This window comes from Candidatus Omnitrophota bacterium, assembly GCA_034717435.1.
GTDB lineage: Bacteria > Omnitrophota > JAUWXU01 > JAUWXU01 > JAUWXU01 > JAYELI01.
In genome coordinates this window covers 20,517-40,702 of the sequence record JAYELI010000043.1, presented here as the reverse complement: position 1 = coordinate 40,702, position 20,186 = coordinate 20,517, and the positions used below count along the sequence as shown (strand labels likewise).

The 20,186-nt window shown below is 40.8% G+C and carries 15 protein-coding genes; all 15 read left to right on the top strand.

Features of this window, described 5'->3' with window-relative positions; all coding sequences use genetic code 11:
• Position 1: 1 nt before the first annotated feature.
• Positions 2–1,834, top strand: a complete 1,833-nt coding sequence (gene pabB, locus U9Q08_03655; GenBank protein ID MEA3328806.1) for an aminodeoxychorismate synthase component I — start codon at positions 2–4, stop codon at positions 1,832–1,834.
• A gap of 171 nt (positions 1,835–2,005) precedes the next feature.
• A complete protein-coding gene (locus U9Q08_03650; protein ID MEA3328805.1) occupies positions 2,006–3,535 on the top strand; it encodes a DUF1846 domain-containing protein in 1,530 nt (509 codons plus the stop codon).
• Positions 3,536–3,543: 8 nt separating this feature from the next.
• Positions 3,544–4,314: an imidazole glycerol phosphate synthase subunit HisF gene (gene hisF, locus U9Q08_03645; protein MEA3328804.1), complete on the top strand. Its 771-nt coding sequence runs from the start codon at positions 3,544–3,546 to the stop codon at positions 4,312–4,314.
• Between the two features lie 162 nt (positions 4,315–4,476).
• Positions 4,477–5,415, top strand: a complete 939-nt coding sequence (locus tag U9Q08_03640) for an ATP-binding protein (GenBank protein ID MEA3328803.1) — start codon at positions 4,477–4,479, stop codon at positions 5,413–5,415.
• A 15-nt stretch (positions 5,416–5,430) separates the two neighbouring features.
• Positions 5,431–6,699, top strand: coding sequence for a Glu/Leu/Phe/Val dehydrogenase (locus U9Q08_03635; GenBank protein MEA3328802.1), 1,269 nt, complete (start codon positions 5,431–5,433; stop codon positions 6,697–6,699).
• Positions 6,689–8,062 carry an amidophosphoribosyltransferase gene (locus U9Q08_03630; protein MEA3328801.1) on the top strand — a complete coding sequence of 458 codons (1,374 nt, stop codon included), beginning with the start codon at positions 6,689–6,691 and terminating at the stop codon, positions 8,060–8,062. Before U9Q08_03635 ends, U9Q08_03630 begins: the two co-directional genes overlap by 11 nt.
• Positions 8,059–9,129 (top strand): glutamine-hydrolyzing carbamoyl-phosphate synthase small subunit, encoded by a 1,071-nt coding sequence (gene carA / locus U9Q08_03625; GenBank protein ID MEA3328800.1) that lies wholly within the window; start codon positions 8,059–8,061, stop codon positions 9,127–9,129. Before U9Q08_03630 ends, carA begins: the two co-directional genes overlap by 4 nt.
• Positions 9,130–9,366: 237 nt before the next feature.
• Complete coding sequence (gene carB, locus U9Q08_03620; GenBank protein MEA3328799.1) at positions 9,367–12,612, top strand: carbamoyl-phosphate synthase large subunit; 3,246 nt, start codon at positions 9,367–9,369, stop codon at positions 12,610–12,612.
• A gap of 125 nt (positions 12,613–12,737) precedes the next feature.
• Entirely contained in the window at positions 12,738–14,960 is a 2,223-nt protein-coding gene (gene purL / locus U9Q08_03615) for a phosphoribosylformylglycinamidine synthase subunit PurL (GenBank protein ID MEA3328798.1), read from the top strand.
• A gap of 16 nt (positions 14,961–14,976) precedes the next feature.
• Positions 14,977–15,702: a glucosamine-6-phosphate deaminase gene (gene nagB, locus U9Q08_03610; protein MEA3328797.1), complete on the top strand. Its 726-nt coding sequence runs from the start codon at positions 14,977–14,979 to the stop codon at positions 15,700–15,702.
• Between the two features lie 9 nt (positions 15,703–15,711).
• Positions 15,712–17,229, top strand: coding sequence for an anthranilate synthase component I (gene trpE / locus U9Q08_03605; protein MEA3328796.1), 1,518 nt, complete (start codon positions 15,712–15,714; stop codon positions 17,227–17,229).
• A 123-nt stretch (positions 17,230–17,352) separates the two neighbouring features.
• Complete coding sequence (locus tag U9Q08_03600; protein ID MEA3328795.1) at positions 17,353–17,916, top strand: aminodeoxychorismate/anthranilate synthase component II; 564 nt, start codon at positions 17,353–17,355, stop codon at positions 17,914–17,916.
• Complete coding sequence (locus tag U9Q08_03595; protein ID MEA3328794.1) at positions 17,917–18,837, top strand: AEC family transporter; 921 nt, start codon at positions 17,917–17,919, stop codon at positions 18,835–18,837.
• Positions 18,838–18,907: 70 nt separating this feature from the next.
• On the top strand, positions 18,908–19,639 hold the full coding sequence (gene rpsB, locus U9Q08_03590) for a 30S ribosomal protein S2 (GenBank protein ID MEA3328793.1): 732 nt from the start codon (positions 18,908–18,910) through the stop codon (positions 19,637–19,639).
• On the top strand, positions 19,620–20,186 hold the full coding sequence (gene tsf / locus U9Q08_03585; protein MEA3328792.1) for a translation elongation factor Ts: 567 nt from the start codon (positions 19,620–19,622) through the stop codon (positions 20,184–20,186). Before rpsB ends, tsf begins: the two co-directional genes overlap by 20 nt.

The following is a 20,186-nucleotide window of genomic DNA, read 5'->3' as shown; positions in this document are numbered from 1 at the left end:
TTTGAATATTTTAGATAAATTAAAGAAGCACAGTGTATTTGTCTTGCTTGAGACAGCAAAGATAAATAAAAACAATTTTTTTTCTTACCTGTTTGTCAAGCCCTGTGACATTGTTCAAAGCCACAGTTTAAATAATATCAAGACATGCTTTGAGCGTATTAATTTTTATCTGGATAAAGGATACTATGCGGCTGGGTTTTGTTCATATGAAATGGGTTACGGATTTGAACAGTTTTCTAAAAGAAAAATAAACTACGCATTTCCTCTTATTTGGATGGGCATTTTTAAAAAACCAGTGGTTTTTGATCACAGAAAAAATGCTTTTGTCGATAATAAAGGATTTTTCCTTAGCAATGTAAAAGAAACAAAAGCCAGCTACCATATAAAAAACCTGCGTTTAAATGTCAAAAAAGACTCTTATCTTAATTCCATTAAAAAAATTAAAGAATTAATCAGGGCAGGGGATACTTACCAGGTCAATTATACCATGAAGTATAAGTTTGATTTTACAGGCTCGGCTTATAAGCTTTATTATGATTTGAGAAATAATCAAACTGTTTTTTACTCTGCCTTTATAAAGACAAAAGATTTTAAAGTTCTTTCTTTTTCGCCGGAGTTGTTCTTTAAGAAAAAAGGCCGGAAAATGGAAGTAAGGCCGATGAAGGGGACCATAAATAGGGGCAGTAATTTAAGAGAGGATAAAAAAAATAGCTCTGTTTTAAAATACGACAAGAAAAACAGGGCGGAAAATATAATGATAGTGGACTTACTGCGAAATGACCTGGGGAGGGTATCCGAGACGGGAAGCGTAAGCGTGCCTGACAAATTTTCTATTGAGAAGTATGAAACCCTCTTTCAGATGACTTCTACCATAAAAAGTACGTTAAAAGAAAAAATGTCTCTTTATAGTATATTTTCCGGCATTTTTCCGTCCGGCTCTGTGACCGGCGCGCCCAAGATACGGACAATGCGGATTATAAAGGATATTGAAAAAAAAGATAGAAAGGTTTATACCGGCTCAATCGGTTTTATCAATCCCAACAGGGATGCGGTCTTTAATGTAGCCATTCGCAGCATCCTTTTAGAGAATAAAAAAGGAGAGATGGGGGTTGGCAGTGGTATTGTCTACAGCTCAAACGCGCCTGCCGAATATGAGGAATGTAAACTTAAAGCCAATTTTTTAACCGGAATAAAAAAAGAATTTCAGTTGATCGAGACAATGCTCTGGTCAAAAAAGACAGGATTTTTTCTCCCCAAGTATCATCTGGAAAGATTAAAAAAATCTGCCTTGTATTTCGGCTTCAAATATAATGGAAAGCTTATAAAAGATCTTCTGGAAAGAAAAAGAAAGTTTTTTGATATTCGTTACCGCTATCGAGTTCGACTGCTGTTGTCTAAAAACGGAGATATTTTTATTTCGTATAGAAAAATAAAAAGAAAGATAAATAGCAAAATTAATTTAATAACTATTTCCAATCAACGCACTGTTTCAAACGATGTTTTTCTGCGGCACAAAACAACCAATAGAAAACTCTATGACCGGGAATACAAAAAATATAAGAAATTAGGATATTTTGATGTAATCTTTCAAAATGAAAGAGACGAAATTACCGAAGGAGCGGTTTCTAACGTGTTTATTAAATCTAACGGAATTTATTATACCCCTCCGCTTAAAAGCGGACTGTTAAATGGGGTATATCGAAGATATTTCTTTGCGCGAAATTCAGGGTTGATTTGCGAAAAGGTCTTAGCTATGAATGACTTGGAAACAGCAGATGGAATTTTTCTGGCTAATTCCGTAAGAGGAATGATGCGGGTAACGTTGGATGAATAGGAAATAAATAAAATCTTGACAATAGATTATTATTCTGGTAAAGTTATGCGAAGGTATAAAGTGGTATTATTATGCGATTGTGATTGACAAAGACGTCGAACAAAGGCGTCTTTTTTTAATGAGTCCCGGAGTTTCGGGATAAATTAATCTCCGCACTAATTTTCAAGCAAAATGAAAAAAGCAGGATTCGACAATCAAAAATATTTGGCTGAGCAATCCAACGCTATTCTGGAAAGGGTAAAAAAGTTTGGCCATAAGCTTTATCTGGAATTTGGAGGAAAACTTTGCTTTGATTATCATGCGGCGCGGGTCCTGCCGGGATATGATCCACGGGTAAAAATGAGGCTTCTTAAGATGCTGGGGGATAAGGTAGAGGTAATGTTTTGTGTGTATGCAAAAGACATAGAATCGGGAAGACTGCGCGGCGATTTTGGTATGACCTATGATATCGCCACTCTCTATATGATAGATGATTTAAAAGACTGGGGCCTTGATATAATAAGTGTAGTTTTGACACGCTTTAGAGGAGAACCTCAGGTTGTCCGTTTTAAACAACGATTGGAACATAAGGGGGTAAAGGTTTATACTCACGGTGAAATATCTGGTTATCCGGTGGATGTAAATAGAATTGTAAGTGAAGAAGGCTACGGCAGGAATCAATATATCAAGACCAAAAAACCGATAGTTATAGTAACCGCCCCTGGTCCTGGAAGCGGGAAAATGGCTACTTGTTTATCTCAGATGTATCATGATCATAAAAAAGGGATTAATTCAGGCTTTGCTAAGTTCGAGACATTTCCAATCTGGAACCTTCCATTAAAGCATCCGGTTAATGTAGCTTATGAGTCGGCTACCTGCGATTTAAGAGATTTTAATTTGGTGGATCCGTTTCACTTAGAGACTTATAAAAAAGAGGCTATTAACTACAACAGAGATGTTGAGGCATTTCCCATATTGAAAAAGATTTTAGAAAGGATTGTGGGAAAGGGGAGAAAAATGCTGATGTACAATTCTCCTACTGATATGGGTGTAAATAGAATTGGGTTTGGCATAGTGGATGATAAGGTTATAAACAGGGCGGCTAAGCAGGAGATTATAGCCAGATATTTTCGTTATCATCGGGAGTTTATGGCAGGATTGCAAAACAAGGATACCGTAGAACGCACTAAGGGATTAATGGAAGAATTGGGTTTAAAACAAGAAGATAGGCCTGCTGTAGTTCCTGCCAGGAAGGCGGCTCAAAAGGCCGAGAAAAAAGGTAAAGGACATAAGGGCATATTCTGCGGCGCGGCTATAGAGCTGAAAAACGGCAAGATTATTACCGGTAAAAATTCTCCCCTCCTGCATGCTGCCTCGGCTGCTATCTTGAATGTCATAAAGACGTTAGCAAGGATACCCGACAAAATAGACCTTTTACCCAAAATGATTATTGATAATATCAGGATACTCAAAAAAGATACCCTAAAGATGAAATCGGAAAGCTTAGATGTGGAAGAGATATTAGTAGCCCTTTCGATAAGTGCTACTGCTAATCCGGCAGCAGAAACAGGGATGAAGAAACTGCAGGAGTTGAATGGCTGCCAGATGCACATGACTCATATTCCGAGTGAAGGTGATGAGGGAGGCTTGAGAAAGCTCGGAATAAATATGACTACAGACGCAATTCCCACAGCCCCGGGATATTTTTTAAGGGAGGTATAATTAACGCTATGAGAACGATTAAAATTATCCCCTGTTTGGATATAAAAGACGGACGAGTGGTTAAAGGGATAAAATTTGTCAATTTAAAAAATGCCCGTGATCCGGTTGAGGCGGCTGTCTGTTATTCAAAAGAAGGCGCCGATGAACTGGTCTTTTTAGATATCGCTGCCTCGGTTGAGGGAAGGCCGACCAGGTTGGAGTGGGTGAAAAAAGTTGCAGAAGTCGTAACCATTCCATTTACCGTGGGAGGCGGGATCAGGAGTTTAGAAGATATGCAGGCCTTGTTTAACATGGGTGTGAACAAGGTTTCAATAAATACCGCTGCTGTTAAGAATCCGGATTTAATAAAAGAAGCCTCAGAAAGATTTGGCAAAGAAAAACTTGTAGTAGCAATAGACGGGAGGAAAAACCCCCAAGGCAGCAGTTCGCCGCATTTAGAGGTCTTGATATCCGGCGGGGCAGAAGGGACTAGAATGGATGTCGTTGAATGGGCAAAAAGGGCCGAAGCCCTGGGCGCGGGCGAAATTTTATTAACCAGCAAAGATGCTGATGGAACCAAAGAAGGTTATGACCTGGAAATGACCAAGGCGGTTGCTGAGGCAGTTTCTATTGGAGTAGTTGCATCCGGGGGAGCTGGAAAGTTAGAACACCTTTATAATGCTGTCAGGGAAGCAAAAGCATCGGCGGTCCTCTGCGCTTCAGTGTTTCACTTTGGCGAGATTTCAGTTAAACAGGCAAAGGAGTATTTGAAAGACAAAGGCATTGCTGTTTATGGGTAAATTTCTTTTTTAGAAAGCTCCGAAAAAATATTTTTAACGCAGATATACGCAAATCTAACGTAAATAAACGCAGATTTATTCATAATAATCTGCGACCATCTGCGTGCAATCTGCGAGAATCTGCGTTTAAGATAGTTTTTCGATATTTAGGGGAGGGATGGAATGAGATTTGAGACAAAGCGGTTTATCAAAGAAAAGTTAAAAGAGATAAAACAAGAGATTGGAGAGAATGGTGTCCTGGTAGCTACATCAGGCGGGGTAGACAGCATGGTTTGCGCATTGCTGGCTCATAAGGCATTGGGTAAGAAAGCGATTATCCTTTTTATTGATGATGGCCTGATGAGGATAAGTGATGAAAAAAGGGTGAGGAGTGAACTTAAACCGTTCGGCATAAATGTGAAAATATTGAATGCGGAAAAAGATTTTTTTAAGGCCTTAAAGGAAAAGGATGATCCCGAAGAAAAGAGAAAGGCTTTTCGTCAGGTTTTTTATAAGACGCTGGGTAAGACAGTTAAGCAGAATAAGGTAAAATCACTAATTCAAGGGACGATCGCCGCTGATATTATTGAAACCAAGGGAAAAATTAAGACCCAGCACAATATCTTAAAACAGATAGGGATTGATCCCCAAAAGCAATTTGGTTTTAAGGTTGTTGAGCCGCTGCGGGAAATTTTTAAATACCAGGTGAGAAAGGTGGCAAAGGAATTGGGGTTTTCATCTTTAGTTTATAGCCAGATGCCTTTTCCCGGACCGGGATTAGCCACCAGAATAATAGGAGAAGTGACACTTTCCAAGATTAAGATTTTAAGAACGGCCACAGAGATAGTGGAAGAGGAAATAGAGGAGTTAAGGCCGTTTCAGGCATTGGCTGTTTTATTGAACGATAAAGCCACGGGTATAAGAAAGGGGAAAAGATTTTTTGGCAATATTATTGTAATAAGGTCGGTAGAAAGTAAGGATGCGATGACCGCATCCGTTACTAAAGTTCCGTGGCGGATTTTAGAAAGAATCAGGGACAGGATTATAGAAGATATCCCGCAGGTGGTAAAGGTTTTGTTTGATATAACCCCAAAACCGCCAAGTACGATTGAATTTATTTAAGGAGAAAATAACATTATGCAAAAAAAAAGATTGAATCCATTTAAGATCGCTCAGAGCCAGCTGGATGAAGCAGCTAAAAAATTAAGTTTGGCTCCCGCTATACATCGGCTTTTAAGAAAGCCGATGAGGGAGTACCATGTGACTATCCCGGTAAAAATGGATAATGGCAAGATTAAACGATTTAAGGGCTTCAGAATTCAATATAATGATGCCCGGGGGCCGTGTAAAGGCGGGATAAGGTATCATCCTGAAGAAACCGTTGATACGGTAAGGGCGTTATCTGCCTGGATGACCTGGAAAACAGCCCTGGTAGATATTCCCTTTGGAGGAGGAAAGGGCGGAATAATTTGTAACTCCAAGAAGCTGTCTGTTAAAGAGCTGGAGAGACTTAGCAGGGGTTATATAAAAAAAATATTTAAATATATCGGCCCGGAAAAAGATATTCCTGCCCCCGATGTTTATACAACACCTCAGATAATGGCCTGGATGATGGATGAATACAGTAAATTAAAGGGCAGTTACTCTCCGGGTGTGATTACCGGCAAACCCATAGAAATAGGAGGTTCTTTAGGCAGGGGCGATGCTACTGCCAGGGGCGGGGTATATACAGTAAGAGAGGCAGCCGGACATTTAAAGATCAATACTAAAAAAACAACAGCAGCGGTCCAGGGATATGGAAATGCCGGTTCATATGCCTCTATCTTAAGCCAGGAAATTCTTGGCTGTAAAATTATTGCTGTATCTGATACAAAAGGCGGGAGTTATGATCCTAATGGCTTTGATCCTCAGGCAGTGCTGGAACACAAGAAAAAGACAGGTTCGGTTATTAATTTTCCGGGGACAAAATTTATCTCAAATGAGGATCTGTTAGAGCTTGATGTTGATATATTATGGCCGGCGGCCTTAGAAAATGTCATTACTAAAGAAAATGCCCCCCGGATAAAAGCAAAGATTATAGCAGAGGCTGCCAATGGCCCGACAACGCCGGAGGCTGATAAGATTCTCTATAAAAATAAGGTATTTGTAATTCCTGATTTTCTCTGCAATGCCGGAGGCGTTACTGTTTCTTATTTTGAATGGGTCCAGAACATTACCAATCTTTACTGGGAGATCGAAGAGGTTCACCAAAGACTTAATAGGAAAATGACTAAGGCCTTTCACGATGCTTTAGATATGTCCGTTAAACATAAAATCAATATGAGGGTAGCCGCTTATATGGTGGCTGTGGCAAGAGTGGCCCGGGCTGTAGAGCTCAGAGGATGGGGTGGTAAGAATGCCGGATAACTGCGGAGTGTTTGGCGTCTATTCAAAAAGAGATTGCGTAAACGATATATATCTGGGGATTGATTTCCTGCAACATCGGGGCCAGCAGTATTGCGGAATAGCAACTGCCGCAGATAATGAAATTAGTCTTATAACCCATTTGGGCAGGGTAGGAGAAAGATTTACCGAGCTTGAACTCCGGTCGTTAAGCGGAAATTTTGGCATTGGCCATGTAAGCTTAAAAGACCGCCAGCCCGTAAAATTAGAGACCAAATTAGGAAGTTTTGCTGCTTGTTTTAGCGGTAATATCATAAATGCCGACCAGCTCTTTTTAGATTTAAAGAAAAAAGGACATTCATTTTCTACAGACAGCCATATTGAACTTCTCTCTAAGATGATTGGAGAGGGAGAGGATTTAGTTCAGGGTATTGTCTCAATGGCCCAAAGGATTAAGGGGGCCTTCTCTCTTTTAATTTTGAATCATCGAGGAATCTACGCTGCCCGGGGTCCTTATGGATTTAGGCCGTTGATTTTAGGAAGTGGAAATGAAAAATTTGTAGTGGCCAGTGAATCCCGGGCTGTCGAGAGTTTGGATATGGAGATAGAACGAGATGTAAAACCGGGAGAGATAATTTTAATAAATAAGCATGGATTTAATATAGTGGGGAAGATTCCTGTAAAAAGGACTGCTCATTGTGCCTTTGAATGGGCTTATGTTGCCAGTATAGATTCCAAAATCGATGGGGTGTATGTTAAGCAGGCCAGAAATAATTTAGGTGAAAAATTGGCTGAACGGGATGAAAGAGAAGGAAGGTTAAGGGCAGATTGCATAGCGTCGGTTCCTATGTCCGGGATAGGACATGCCTTGGGGTATCATAAAAGATCAAAGATTCAATATCAAAACGTATTTTTGTATAATCGTTACGCTGACCGCAGTTATACTCTGGCAACTCAAGCCGCCAGGGACAAGATGGCCAAAAGGAAACTTTCTGTTATAAGAGAAGCAGTGCAGGATAAAAAAATTATTCTCTGTGATGATTCTATAGTTCGGGGCACACAGATTCGAGACAAGGTTCGTGAGCTCAAAAAGGCAGGGGCAAAAGAGGTTCATGTAAGAGTGGCTTGTCCCCCGCTTATGCACCCCTGCAGTTATGGGATTTCCACCCGGACCTATGAGGAATTAGCAGTAAGGTCATTTATTAAACAAGGCGAAATAGGCTCTTTAGATAAATTAAGGATAGTTGAGGAAAAAGTGGCCAAACTTGTTGGGGCCGATTCTCTAAAATATAACTCTCTGGAAGATTTCGTCAGCGCTATTGGTTTGCCAAAGGAAAAACTTTGTCTTAACTGCTGGGATGGGATACGCCCGATTGAGGAAAAATGAAAAAAGCGGTTTTGGCCTTAGAAAAAGGTTCTATATTTAAAGGAAGATCTATTGGGTTAAATGGAGAAAAGACAGGTCGGGTTAGCTTTTATACGGGAGTTGTTGGCTATCAGGAAGTAATGACCAGCCCTGCTAATGCCGGAAAGATTATAGTCTTGACCTATCCTCTTATCGGAAACTATGGCGTGGCCAAAAAGTTTATGGAATCTAAAAAGGTTTGGGCCGAGGCTGTGGTTATTAAAGAAAAGGCAACTATAACAAGCAACTGGCAGGCAGAAGGGGATTTTGACAGGTTCTTAGAGAAAGAAGAGGTTTTGGCAATAGAGGGCATTGATACAAGGACCCTGATGGTTGAGCTTCGTGAAAACGGAGAGCAGTTCGGAATAATTTCAACCAGAGACTTTAATCCTAAAAGCTTGAAGAAAAAAATAGAAAAGTTAAAGTTTAAAGGATTAGATGTAATTAAGGATATTTCGGTCAAAAAAATAACCAGGTCCGGCAAACGAGGTTTGACAATAGGAGTTATAGATATTGGCCTTACAAATAGCATTGTCAGCCAGCTTGAAACTTTGGGCTGGGGGGTCAAGGTTTTTCCATATAATATCTCAGGTTCCAGCCTGTTAAAGAATTTACCAAAGGCAGTGATAATTTCAGACGGCCCGGAAGCGGATAAGGGAATTTATATTGCAGTTGAGAAGGTAAAGCAATTACTTGGTAAAGTGCCTGTGCTTGGAATAGGCGCAGGTTGTCAGGTTCTTGCCCTGGCGCTGGGCGGCCGGGTGGAAAGCATGTTTTTAGGTCACCACGGCTTGAATTATCCTGTCTTAAGTCCGGGGTCTTTAAAGGGAGAAATAACGGTTCAAAATCATAGTTATGCAATAAATGAAAGTTCGCTTAAAGGAAAAAATGTGAAGATTGCATGGCGCAATATAAATGATGAGACCATAGAGGGTATTGAATGCAGGAAGCTGAAGGCTTGGGGATACCAATTTTATCCGGCATCTCCGGGCATGGGCGAGGTTAATTGCGTGCTGAAAAATTTCATAACATCAGTTAAGAAATTATAAAGAGAATTCTGGAAAAGCATTTTTTAACGCAGATATACGCAGATCTGACATAAACGTCATTGCGAGTCTCGCCACCAAAGGTGGCGGGACGAAGCAATCTCCTTACGGGGAAACTTCGTACTCTCAAAAAGAGAGATTGCTTCGCTCCTTCCCCTTCGGGGACTTCGCTCGCAACGACGTCTGTGAGAATCTGCGTTTAAGATAGTTTTTAGGGATTTCATATTTAACAATTTCATCATGCCTAAACGAAAAGATATAAAGAAAATATTGATGATTGGGTCAGGGCCGATTGTTATTGGCCAGGCTTGTGAATTTGATTATTCCGGTTCTCAGGCCTGCAAGGCATTGAGGGAAGAGGGATATAAGACAGTACTTGTGAATTCAAATCCCGCCACTATTATGACTGATCCTCAAATGGCTGATGGGACATATATCGAGCCTTTGACTTTAGAGATTTTAACCAAGGTTATCCAAAAGGAAAGGCCGGATGCCGTGCTTCCTACTCTTGGCGGCCAGACGGCCTTAAATCTGGCAACCTTCCTGGCAAAAGAGGGAGTGTTGAAAAAGTATGGAGTTGAATCTCTTGGAGCCAGTCCAGAGGCCATAGCCAGGGCTGAGGACAGGGATTTATTTAAGCAGGCGATGAATGAAATAGGGGTTGATGTTCCCCAAAGCGGAATTGCCACTTCTGTGAAAGAGGGGGTAAAAATAGGTTTGAGAATAGGATTTCCATTGATACTCAGGCCTGCTTTTTGTCTTGGGGGCAAAGGAAGTGCTACGGTTTATAATAAGGAGGAGTTGGAAGTCTCTTTAGCCAAGGCGATTGAGATAAGTCCTGTAGAGCAGGTCCTGGTAGAGCAGTCAGTTTTGGGATGGAAGGAAATAGAATATGAAGTGATGAGAGACCGGGTGGACAATGTTGTTATGATTACTTCTATGGAGAACGTGGATCCTATGGGCGTTCATACCGGTGACAGCATTGTAGTAGCTCCGGCCCAAACCCTTACAGCTGAGGAATACAGTAATTTTGTTAATCTGTCTAAAAAAATAATAAGAAAAGTAGATATTACAGGAGGCGGGGCAAATATTCAGTTTGCCCAGAATCCCAATAATGGCCGGATCGTGATAATCGAGGTCAACCCGAGGCTTTCGCGCAGTTCTGCTCTGGCAAGCAAGGCAACAGGTTTTCCTATTGCCATGGTAGCCACGAAACTGGCAGTAGGATTAACACTTCCTGAGGTTATGAATCAGATAACCGGGAAAACCACGTCTTTTTTTGAACCCACGATTGATTATTGCGTATTTAAGATCTGCCGTTTTACATTTGAGAAGTTTTCTGAAACAGAGCCGGTGCTAAATACTTCTATGAAGGCGGTTGGCGAGGCCATGTCTATCGGAAGAAATTTTAAAGAGGCCTTTCAAAAGGGGATACGATCAACCGAGACTTCCAGATACGGGTTTGGCGCTGATGGCCGGGATATACCTGAAAATCTGCAAAAAGACACCGAGCTTATTAAACAAAAGATAAAGACCCCTAATGACCAAAGACTATTTTATATTCGTTATGGGTTAAAAGCAGGGTTATCAGTAGATGAGATTTATGAGCTTTCCAGGATAGACCGCTGGTTTCTTGATAATATGAAGCAGTTGGTTGAGATGGAGGGGGAAATCAGAAAACAGAAATCAGAAAACAGAAGTCAGAAAACAGAAATTATATCTTCAAAATTACTAAGAAAAGCGAAAGAAAATGGATTTAGCGATGTACAGCTGGCGGACTTACTGGGTAGTAAGGAAGAAAAGATTCGAGGTTTGAGAAAAAAATATAAAATCCAGCCGGTTTTTAAACCGGTCGATACCTGTGCAGGAGAGTTTCAGGCGAGCCAGCCGTATTATTATTCAACATATGAAACAAGAAATGAGTCTCAGCCCAGTTCTAATAAGAAGGTTCTCATATTGGGCGGCGGGCCAAATAGGATTGGCCAGGGAATAGAGTTCGATTACTGTTGCTGCCATGCCTCTTACGCCTTAAAAGAAGAATATATAGACAGCATTATGGTAAATTGTAATCCTGAGACTGTTTCTACTGATTATGATACATCAAATAAATTATATTTTGAGCCCCTTACGGTAGAAGATGTGTTAAATATTGTAAATTGCGAAAAGCCGTTTGGTATTATTGTCCAGTTTGGCGGACAGACCCCGCTTAATATTTCTACTGCCCTGCACAAGGCAGGTGTCAAAATACTGGGAACCAGCCCTGACTCAATAGACAAGGCAGAGGATAGAAAACGTTTCAAAAGGCTTATTAAAAAACTTAAATTAATTCAACCTGATAATGATACTGTAACCTCTTTTGACCAGGCAGAAAGAATTGCCCGAAAAATAGGTTATCCGATTATGTTGAGGCCTTCTTATGTTTTGGGCGGCAGGGCAATGGAGATAGTCTATGATGATGGGGAATTAGCTAATTTTATGCAAAAAGCTGTCCAGGCCTCGCCGGAAAAACCAATTTTAATAGATAAATTTTTAGAAGATGCTGTTGAAGTAGATGTAGACGCTGTGGCCGATGGAGACAGATGTGTAATTGCCGGCATTATGGAGCACATTGAGGAAGCAGGGGTTCATTCAGGAGACAGTGCCATGGTGCTTCCTCCTCATACATTGAGTGATGCCATAATTGAAAAAATTAAGAAAAATACTTATGCCCTGGCTAAGGAGTTAAATGTTAAAGGGTTATTAAATATCCAATATGCCGTAAGACGCAACGTAGTTTATATACTGGAAGTAAACCCGCGGGCTTCCAGGACTATTCCTCTTATTTCCAAGGCCAGTGGTATTGCCTGGGCCAAGATAGCTACCAAGGTAATGCTGGGAAAGACATTAAAGCAACTGGGAATAACTAAGGAGATAGAGATTGATCACATAGCGGTTAAAGAATCTGTATTTCCCTTTGCCAGATTTCCCGGCGCGGATGCGATTTTAGGTCCTGAAATGAAATCCACCGGTGAGGTAATGGGCATAGATTCTACATTTGGTTTAGCCTATGCCAAAAGCCAAATGGCTGCCGGACAGAAAATTCCGCTAAAGGGAAACGTTTTGATTACTGTAAGAAATGAGGATAAAAATAAAGCTGTTCTTATTGCCAAGAAATTGGCTGGCCTGGGGTTTAAACTGTTTGCTACCAGCGGAACAGCCAGGGTATTAACAGAAAACGGCCTGAAAATGAGAATAGTGCCCAAATTATATGAGGAAAGGCCCCATATTGTAGATATGTTAAAGAGCGGTGAGATTAATTTGATTATCAATACCCCGCAAGGGAAGCTTACCAAGAGAGATGAAACCATTATAAGAAGCACGGCTGTTCTTTACAACATTCCTTTGGTAACTACTATTGCCGGTGCCCAGGCTACGGTAAACGGCATTGAGGCCTTAAGTAGGAAAAGTTTTTCAGTCAAATCACTTCAGGAATATCATAAGCGATAAAAAAACATTAATTATGATTACGCAGATTTTAAAAGCAGATTACACAGATTGTTTGTGTGATTTTAAAGATCTATGTAATCATTTTTGAATGTAATCAAGTACGCTTTTATACCAGGAGGTAAAATATGGCAGGCAAAGAGACGAAAACAATAAGTGAAGAGGTTATTTCCGAACATGGATTAAGCCGGGATGAATATCAAAGGATCTGCGATCTTCTTAATCGCGAACCAAGATATACAGAACTTGGTATGTTTTCGGCTATGTGGTCAGAGCACTGTTCATATAAAAACTCCAAATCAGTCCTTAAATTATTTCCAACTACCTCAAGAGTTGTTATTCAGGGACCGGGTGAAAATGCCGGAGTAGTGGATATAGGGGATAATTTAGCAATTGTGACCAAAATAGAATCCCATAATCACCCCTCAGCTGTTGAACCTTACGAGGCTTCGGCAACCGGAGGAGGGGGCGTAATGAGGGATATCTTTACTATGGGTGCTGTTCCCATTGCCTTAGCAGATTCTCTACGTTTCGGCGACCTGAATGATGACCGTGTTAAATTTTTATTTAAGGAAGTAGCCAGGGGCTTTACTACCTATGCTAACATCGTAGGGATACCTGTAGTAGCAGGAGAGGTTTATTTTGACCGTTCGTACCAGGGAAATCCTTTAGTGAATGCTATGTGCGTTGGATTAATGAAACATTCTGAACTTACAAAGGCAAAGGCCGGAGAAGCAGGAAATGTAGTTTTGATTTTAGGAGGCCCTACCGGTAAGGATGGTGTGGCTGGAGCGAGTTTTGCCTCAGGCGGTTTGGATGAGGATTCAGAGAGAAAGAAATCTGCTGTGGCAATCGGCGATCCTAAAATGGGAAAGATTCTTCGTAAGGCCTCACTTGAGTTAATACACAGCGGCCTGGTAGTCGGGATGCAGGATATGGGGGCTGCCGGACTTACCTGCTCTACTTCTGAAATGGCTGCGAAGAGCGGTAAGGGAATAGAAATAGATGTCTCATTAGTTCCCCGCAAAGAAGAGGCAATGAACCCTTATGAGATAATGCTGTCGGAATCGCAGGAAAGGATGCTGGCTATTGTCAAGAAAGATGATATTTTAAAAGTTAGAGAAATATGTAATAAATATAATGTTCCTGTCGATGAAATAGGCAGAGTAACAGATGATGGTTTAGTCCGCGTAAAAGATAAGGGTGAAGTAGTAGCAGAGGTGTCCGCGTCTGCCCTGACTGAAAACGCGCCGGTTTATATCCGGGAAGAAAAAGAACCCCAATATTTAAAAGAGGTTTCCAGCCTGGATATAGGGCAATTGTCTCAACCGGAAGATTATAATGATGTTTTGCTTAAATTGTTAGGCTCTCCGACAATAGCCAGCAAGGAATGGTTATGTTCACAGAGCCGGCCTGAAGAAGCCGGGTTCCATTCTATATTCAAAGGCGCAGATGCCGGTGTGATATCTATCAAGGGGACAAAAAAGGCGGTTGTCATAACCTCTGATTGTAATGGCACTTATTGTTATTTGAATCCTTACAGAGGAGGAATGATCGCGGTTTGTGAGGCAGCGAGAAATATTGTTTGTTCAGGGGGAAGGCCGCTTGCCTTAACTGATTGTCTGAACTTTGGCAATCCCTATGATCCGGAAATATTCTGGCAATTTAAAAAGTGTGTTGAGGGGATTAGCTGCGCCTGTAAGGGATTAGATATACCGGTAATTAGCGGTAATGTCAGTTTTCATAATGAAAGTCCCAAAGGATCGGTTGACCCAACACCGGTTATCGGCATGGTCGGACTGTTAGAAAATGTGGATAGATTTGTGAGTTCTTCTTTTAAAAAAGAGGGGGATATAATTTTATTAATTGGCGAGACCTTTGAAGAATTAGGAGGAACGGAGTTTTTAAAGATTATCCATAATATGAAGAAAGGCAGGCCTCCTGAACTGAATTTGGATAGAGAAAAAAGAAACCAAGGCTTTATTCAGGAACTGGTTAAAAGATGTTTAATAAACTCAGCCCACGATCTTTCCGAGGGCGGGCTGGCAGCAGCCCTGGCCGAGAGCTGTATTGTTGATAAAGATAAGATGATTGGGGCGAAGATAACTTGTGAAATTAAGGCAGTCAGCAACATTGCCTTTTTATTCGGAGAATCTCAATCCCGGGTAGTAGTAAGTTCTAATCCCCGGGTACTCTCAGAGATAGAAACATTGGCCAAAGAAAAAGAGGTGCCGCTTTATAATATCGGCTGTGTAGGAGGAGATAAATTAATCGTCAACGATTTATTTGATGTAGAAATAAAAAAATTAACTAAAACCTGGCGAAATGTAATTTCCGGAGAAGGTAAATAAAATGGAGAAGAAAAATATCAAAGTAATAGTGTGCGAAAATAAACATGAGACTGCCAAAGAATCTGCCCGGATTTTCCAGCAGGCCATTCGCAGCAATCCTTCAATAGTTCTGGGGTTGGCTACAGGCGGTACTCCGGTAGATATGTACCGGGAATTAATCCGTCTGCAGAAAGAAGAGGGCCTTGATTTTTCCAGGGTAGTTACTTTTAATCTGGATGAGTATTTAGGGCTTTCAGCGGATCATGACCAGAGTTACCGTTATTTTATGGATAAGATGTTGTTTGATCATGTCAATATAGATAAATCCAATACTTATGTTTTGAACGGTCTTGCTAAAGATCCTGAGACTGAATGCAGGCAATTTGAGGATGCTATTTCAAAAGCAGGCAATATAGATTTACAACTGCTGGGTATTGGCTCAAACGGACATGTTGCGTTTAATGAACCCGGATCTGGTCTGGATTCAAGGACGCGTGTTGTAAACTTGACCCCAAAGACCATAGAAGATAATGCGCGTTTTTTTAAAAGCGCTTCTGATGTGCCCCGTCAGGCTCTTACTATGGGCATAGCTACTATTTTAGAAACTAAAAAGGTTGTTTTAATAGCTACCGGCAGTAATAAAGCCGTAGCTGTGAGTAAAGCTGTTAACGGCCCGATAACTTCCCAGATACCGGCATCTTGCTTACAGCATCAGTCGGATTGCACCTTTGTTATAGACAAGCAAGCTGCTTTAGATTTGTGAAAGATATTTATGCATTATCCCTCTAAGGAAGAATTCATTGCTAAGTCAAAGCAGGGTAATTTGATACCTGTCTATAAAGAAATCCTGGCCGATGTAGAAACACCTGTCTCGGCATTCCAAAAGATAGACCAGGGTGAATATTCCTACCTTTTAGAATCAGTGGAAAAAGGGGAAAAGGTAGGCCGGTTTTCATTTTTAGGCGGCAGACCGTCGTTGGTTTTTAAAAGCAAGGGTAAAGAAATTGAAATAATAGAATCAGACACCAGAGCAAAATATAAAATTAAAAAAATTCCTTTTGAGAGTAATCCATTAGCTAAGATTAAAGAATTAATGGGTAAGTTTAAGTTTGTGGAAGTGGAGGGTTTGCCGAGATTCTGCGGAGGCATGGTCGGTTATATGGGGTATGATACAGTTAGGTTTTTTGAAAAATTGCCTGATGAAAATCCGGATGATTTAAATCTGCCTGATTGTATGTTTATATTGACCGACACTATTTTAATTTTTGACCATGTAGACCGCAAGATCAAGGTGGTTTCTAATGCGCATATAGAAAAACAGAAGTCAGGAAACAGAAGACAGATATCAGAGGTTTATGAGGAATCTATAAAAAAGATTGATTCGATTATCGATAGACTGAAGAAAACAGAAGGCAGAAAACAGAAAACAGAAAACAGACCACAAGTTTCCGGAGAATTAAAGATAAAATCCAATTTTACTCAAAGCGAATTTGAACAAACGGTTTTAAAAGCCAAGAAATATATAAAAGCAGGCGACATTATCCAGGTGGTTTTGTCGCAAAGGTTTGAGATCGATTTAGTAGTTAGTCCTTTCGATGTTTATCGATACCTGCGTTCTTTGAACCCCTCTCCTTATATGTTTTATTTAAAATTTCAAGACATTACTTTGGTTGGTTCCTCTCCGGAGCTTCATGTTAGATGCGAGGATGATTTAGTTGAAATAAGGCCCATAGCCGGGACAAGGCAGCGCGGGAAAAACGAGAAAGAAGATAACCGTTTTACGAAAGATCTGCTTGGCGATCCTAAAGAGAGAGCAGAACACATTATGCTGGTGGATCTGGGCAGGAATGATGTAGGCCGTGTCTGCCGATACAAAAGCGTTAATGTCGGAGAGCTGATGACTATTGAAAAATATTCACATGTTATTCATATTGTTAGTGATATAACGGGCAGATTGAAAAAGAACGAGGACTCTTTTTCTCTTTTAAAGGTCACATTTCCTGCCGGTACTGTTACCGGAGCGCCTAAAATAAGGGCCATGGAGATAATTGATGAACTGGAAAAAACAAGGCGCGGGCCGTATGCGGGAGTGGTCGGGTATTTTAGCTTTTCCGGGAACTTAGATACATGTATTACGATTAGAACTTTGGTTATTAAGGGCAATAAGGCTTATATTCAGGCAGGAGCGGGAATAGTGGCCTATTCAGATCCGGCAAAAGAATACCAGGAAACGATAAATAAGTCCAAAGCGCTTGTTGAAGCAATTAAATTAGCGCAGGAAGGGTTGTGAGTAAGTACACACGTCATTGCGAGGCTGGCGGAAGCCAGCCGAAGCAATCTCTTTTTTTGAGATTGCTTCGTCGGCCTGCCTTCGGCAAGGCCTCCTCGCAATGACGGGAAGAACGAGGAAGAAATGATATTAGTCATTGACAACTATGATTCTTTTGTTTACAACCTTGTGCAATATCTGGGCGAATTGGGCGAGGATATAGTCGTTAAAAGAAACGATAAAATAGATTTGTCCGGGATTAAAAAACTGGCGCCTGAGAGAATAGTCATATCTCCCGGACCGGGCAGGCCGGAACAGGCGGGCATATCTAAAAAGGCAATAAAACATTTTAGCAGCCATATTCCGATACTTGGTGTTTGCCTTGGCCATCAGTGTATTGGCCAGGTTTTTGGAGCAAAGATAGTTACGGCCAAGAGACTGCTCCACGGCATGACATCATTTATATATCATAACGGGAAAGGCATAGTTAAGGGTGTTAAGAATCCCTTTGAGGCCACCCGGTACCATTCATTGATAGTAGACAGGGATACTTTGCCGTCTTCACTTGAGATCATAGCTGAAACAGAAGAGAAAGAAATTATGGGCTTAAGGCACAAAAAATATCCTGTCTGGGGTGTTCAGTTTCATCCAGAGTCGATTTTGACCAAAGAAGGAAAAAAGATACTGAAAAATTTTTTGGCAGGATAGATGTTTATTCAAATTTTATCCAAGATCAGCGTTATTTTTCTGTTGTTATTGATCGGTGCTTTAGCCAAGTATAGAAGATTATTGACAGAGGAAGCAACCAATGATATTTCTAAGGTTGTAGTGGTTGTTACCCTGCCATTTTTGTATTTTTATACTTTGGCTACTCAGTGCTCTAAAGAGCTGTTAATAAGTACCTGGATGCTTCCCCTGGCAGCTGTTGGCCTTGTTCTCCTGGCTTATCTGCTTGGCTGGTTGGTTTCTTCTTTTCTTTGTCTGGATAAACCCCGCCGAAATACATTTATATACCTGTCCGCTTTTACCAACTGTGGGTTTTTAGCTATTCCTGTGGCCTTTGCTTTATTCGGTCAACAAGGGGTGGTAAGAGTGGTTATATTTAATGTTGGCTATAGCCTTCTGTTGTGGACGCTGGGGATATGGACATTAAGCCGCTCTACTAATAAAAAAAAGGTAGATTCTTTAAAAAATCTCATCAACACAGGTACAATAGCGCTTCTAATAGGATTATTGGCGGGAAGTTTTTCTATTAAACTACCTTCTTTTTTTCTGGAGACCAGCGATATTTTGGGGAAAGCAACTATTCCCTTAGCCTTGTTGGTGGTGGGAGCTATATTGGCCGGCGGAAAATTGAATCAGAAAATACCTTATAAGACCATTTTGTCTTTAATTACCTGCAGGTTGATTATTGTGCCGGCCGTGGCCTTAGGAGTTACCAGTATTTTTAATATGCCCCATTTGATTCGGGCGATAATAGTCTTGCAGGCAGCTATGCCCTCTGCCTCAACTACGCCGCTTTTTATCCGCCGGTTTGGGGGTGGAGATAGCGAACTTGCTGCTTCAGGGGTTTTCTTTACCACTTTGTTCAGCATTATAACCGTGCCTGTCTTTTTGAGCTTAGTTTGACATCCTTTTAAAAGATATGATATAATTGGAACCCGATTTTGTTGACTGTCATTATAACCGGAGGTGAAATTTGAAAGAGGATTTATTAAGAGAGTTTCTTGAGGCCGGTGTTCATTTTGGCCATCAGACCAGGCGCTGGAACCCCAAAATGGCCCGTTATATCTTTGGAGAAAGGAGCGGGATTTATATAGTCGATTTAGAGCAGACGCTGAAGAATCTTCAAGATGCCTGTCAGTTCCTGTCCAACGTTGTTTCTCAGGGTAAGGCGGTGTTGTTTGTCGGTACTAAGAAACAGTCTCAAAAGGTTATTGCTGCCCAAGCGGCTCGTTGCGAAATGCCTTATGTAAATCAACGATGGGTCGGCGGGGTGTTAACCAATTTTCAGACGGTTAGAAAAAGCGTAAAATATTTAGAAAAATTAGAAAAAATGAAGACTGACGGTACGTTTGAGCTTTTGGCTAAGAAAGAGGTATCTTCAATAAATAAAGAGATAGGGAAGCTCCATAAGAACCTTGACGGAGTAATTCAAATGGATAAGCTGCCTAACGCTCTTTTTATAGTCGACCCCAAAAAAGAAGAAATAGCCGTTCGCGAGGCCAACAAGCTGTCGATTCCGATAGTTGCTATCGTGGATACAAATTGCGACCCGGATAAAATTACCTATCCTTTACCCGGCAACGATGATGCGATTAAATCAATTGCAGTTATAACCTCAAAGATCGCTGATAGTGTTATAGAAGGCCGTGAGTTATTTCTTAGAGGCTTAGAGAGAAAGGAAAAAAATGAGGAAGGAAAGGAATAATAATATGGGAATAAGCAAGGAAGTAGTTAAAGAGCTGCGCGCTAAAACAGGGGCGGGCATTATGGACTGTAAGCATGCCCTGAAAGAGGCTGAAGGAGATTCGGAGAAAGCAATGGATTTGCTCCGGCAGAAAGGCATAGACATGGCTTTTAAAAAGTTAACCAGGACAACCACCCAGGGCTTGATAGTCTCCTACGTTCATTTAAACGATAAGATAGGTGCGCTGGTTGAAGTTAACTGTGAGACAGACTTTGTGGCTAGAAATACCCAGTTTAAAGAATTTGCTAGAAATATAGCCTTGCAGATAGTGGCCTCTGCTCCTTTATATGTTAAAAGGGAAAATATTTCTCCCGAAGTGCTGTTAAAAGACAAAATTAAACCGGATAAAAAAGAAGAATATTATCAAAAGGTCTGTTTATTGGATCAGCCCTTTATCAAGGACCCTAAAACAACTGTTAAGGATTATATTACCTCTGTAGTAGCTAAGATAGGGGAGAATATAGCTATAAAAAGGTTTACAAGGTTTCAACTGGGAGAAGAGGTATAA

Excerpts from the sequence above, each read along its gene's own strand:
- U9Q08_03650 (MEA3328805.1), top strand. The coding sequence starts at position 2,006 with ATGAAAAAAGCAGGATTCGACAATCAAAAATATTTGGCTGAGCAATCC.
- hisF (MEA3328804.1), top strand. The coding sequence starts at position 3,544 with ATGAGAACGATTAAAATTATCCCCTGTTTGGATATAAAAGACGGACGA.
- U9Q08_03640 (MEA3328803.1), top strand. The coding sequence starts at position 4,477 with ATGAGATTTGAGACAAAGCGGTTTATCAAAGAAAAGTTAAAAGAGATA.
- U9Q08_03635 (MEA3328802.1), top strand. The coding sequence starts at position 5,431 with ATGCAAAAAAAAAGATTGAATCCATTTAAGATCGCTCAGAGCCAGCTG.
- U9Q08_03630 (MEA3328801.1), top strand. The coding sequence starts at position 6,689 with ATGCCGGATAACTGCGGAGTGTTTGGCGTCTATTCAAAAAGAGATTGC.
- carA (MEA3328800.1), top strand. The coding sequence starts at position 8,059 with ATGAAAAAAGCGGTTTTGGCCTTAGAAAAAGGTTCTATATTTAAAGGA.
- carB (MEA3328799.1), top strand. The coding sequence starts at position 9,367 with ATGCCTAAACGAAAAGATATAAAGAAAATATTGATGATTGGGTCAGGG.
- purL (MEA3328798.1), top strand. The coding sequence starts at position 12,738 with ATGGCAGGCAAAGAGACGAAAACAATAAGTGAAGAGGTTATTTCCGAA.
- trpE (MEA3328796.1), top strand. The coding sequence starts at position 15,712 with ATGCATTATCCCTCTAAGGAAGAATTCATTGCTAAGTCAAAGCAGGGT.
- U9Q08_03600 (MEA3328795.1), top strand. The coding sequence starts at position 17,353 with ATGATATTAGTCATTGACAACTATGATTCTTTTGTTTACAACCTTGTG.
- U9Q08_03595 (MEA3328794.1), top strand. The coding sequence starts at position 17,917 with ATGTTTATTCAAATTTTATCCAAGATCAGCGTTATTTTTCTGTTGTTA.
- tsf (MEA3328792.1), top strand. The coding sequence starts at position 19,620 with ATGAGGAAGGAAAGGAATAATAATATGGGAATAAGCAAGGAAGTAGTT.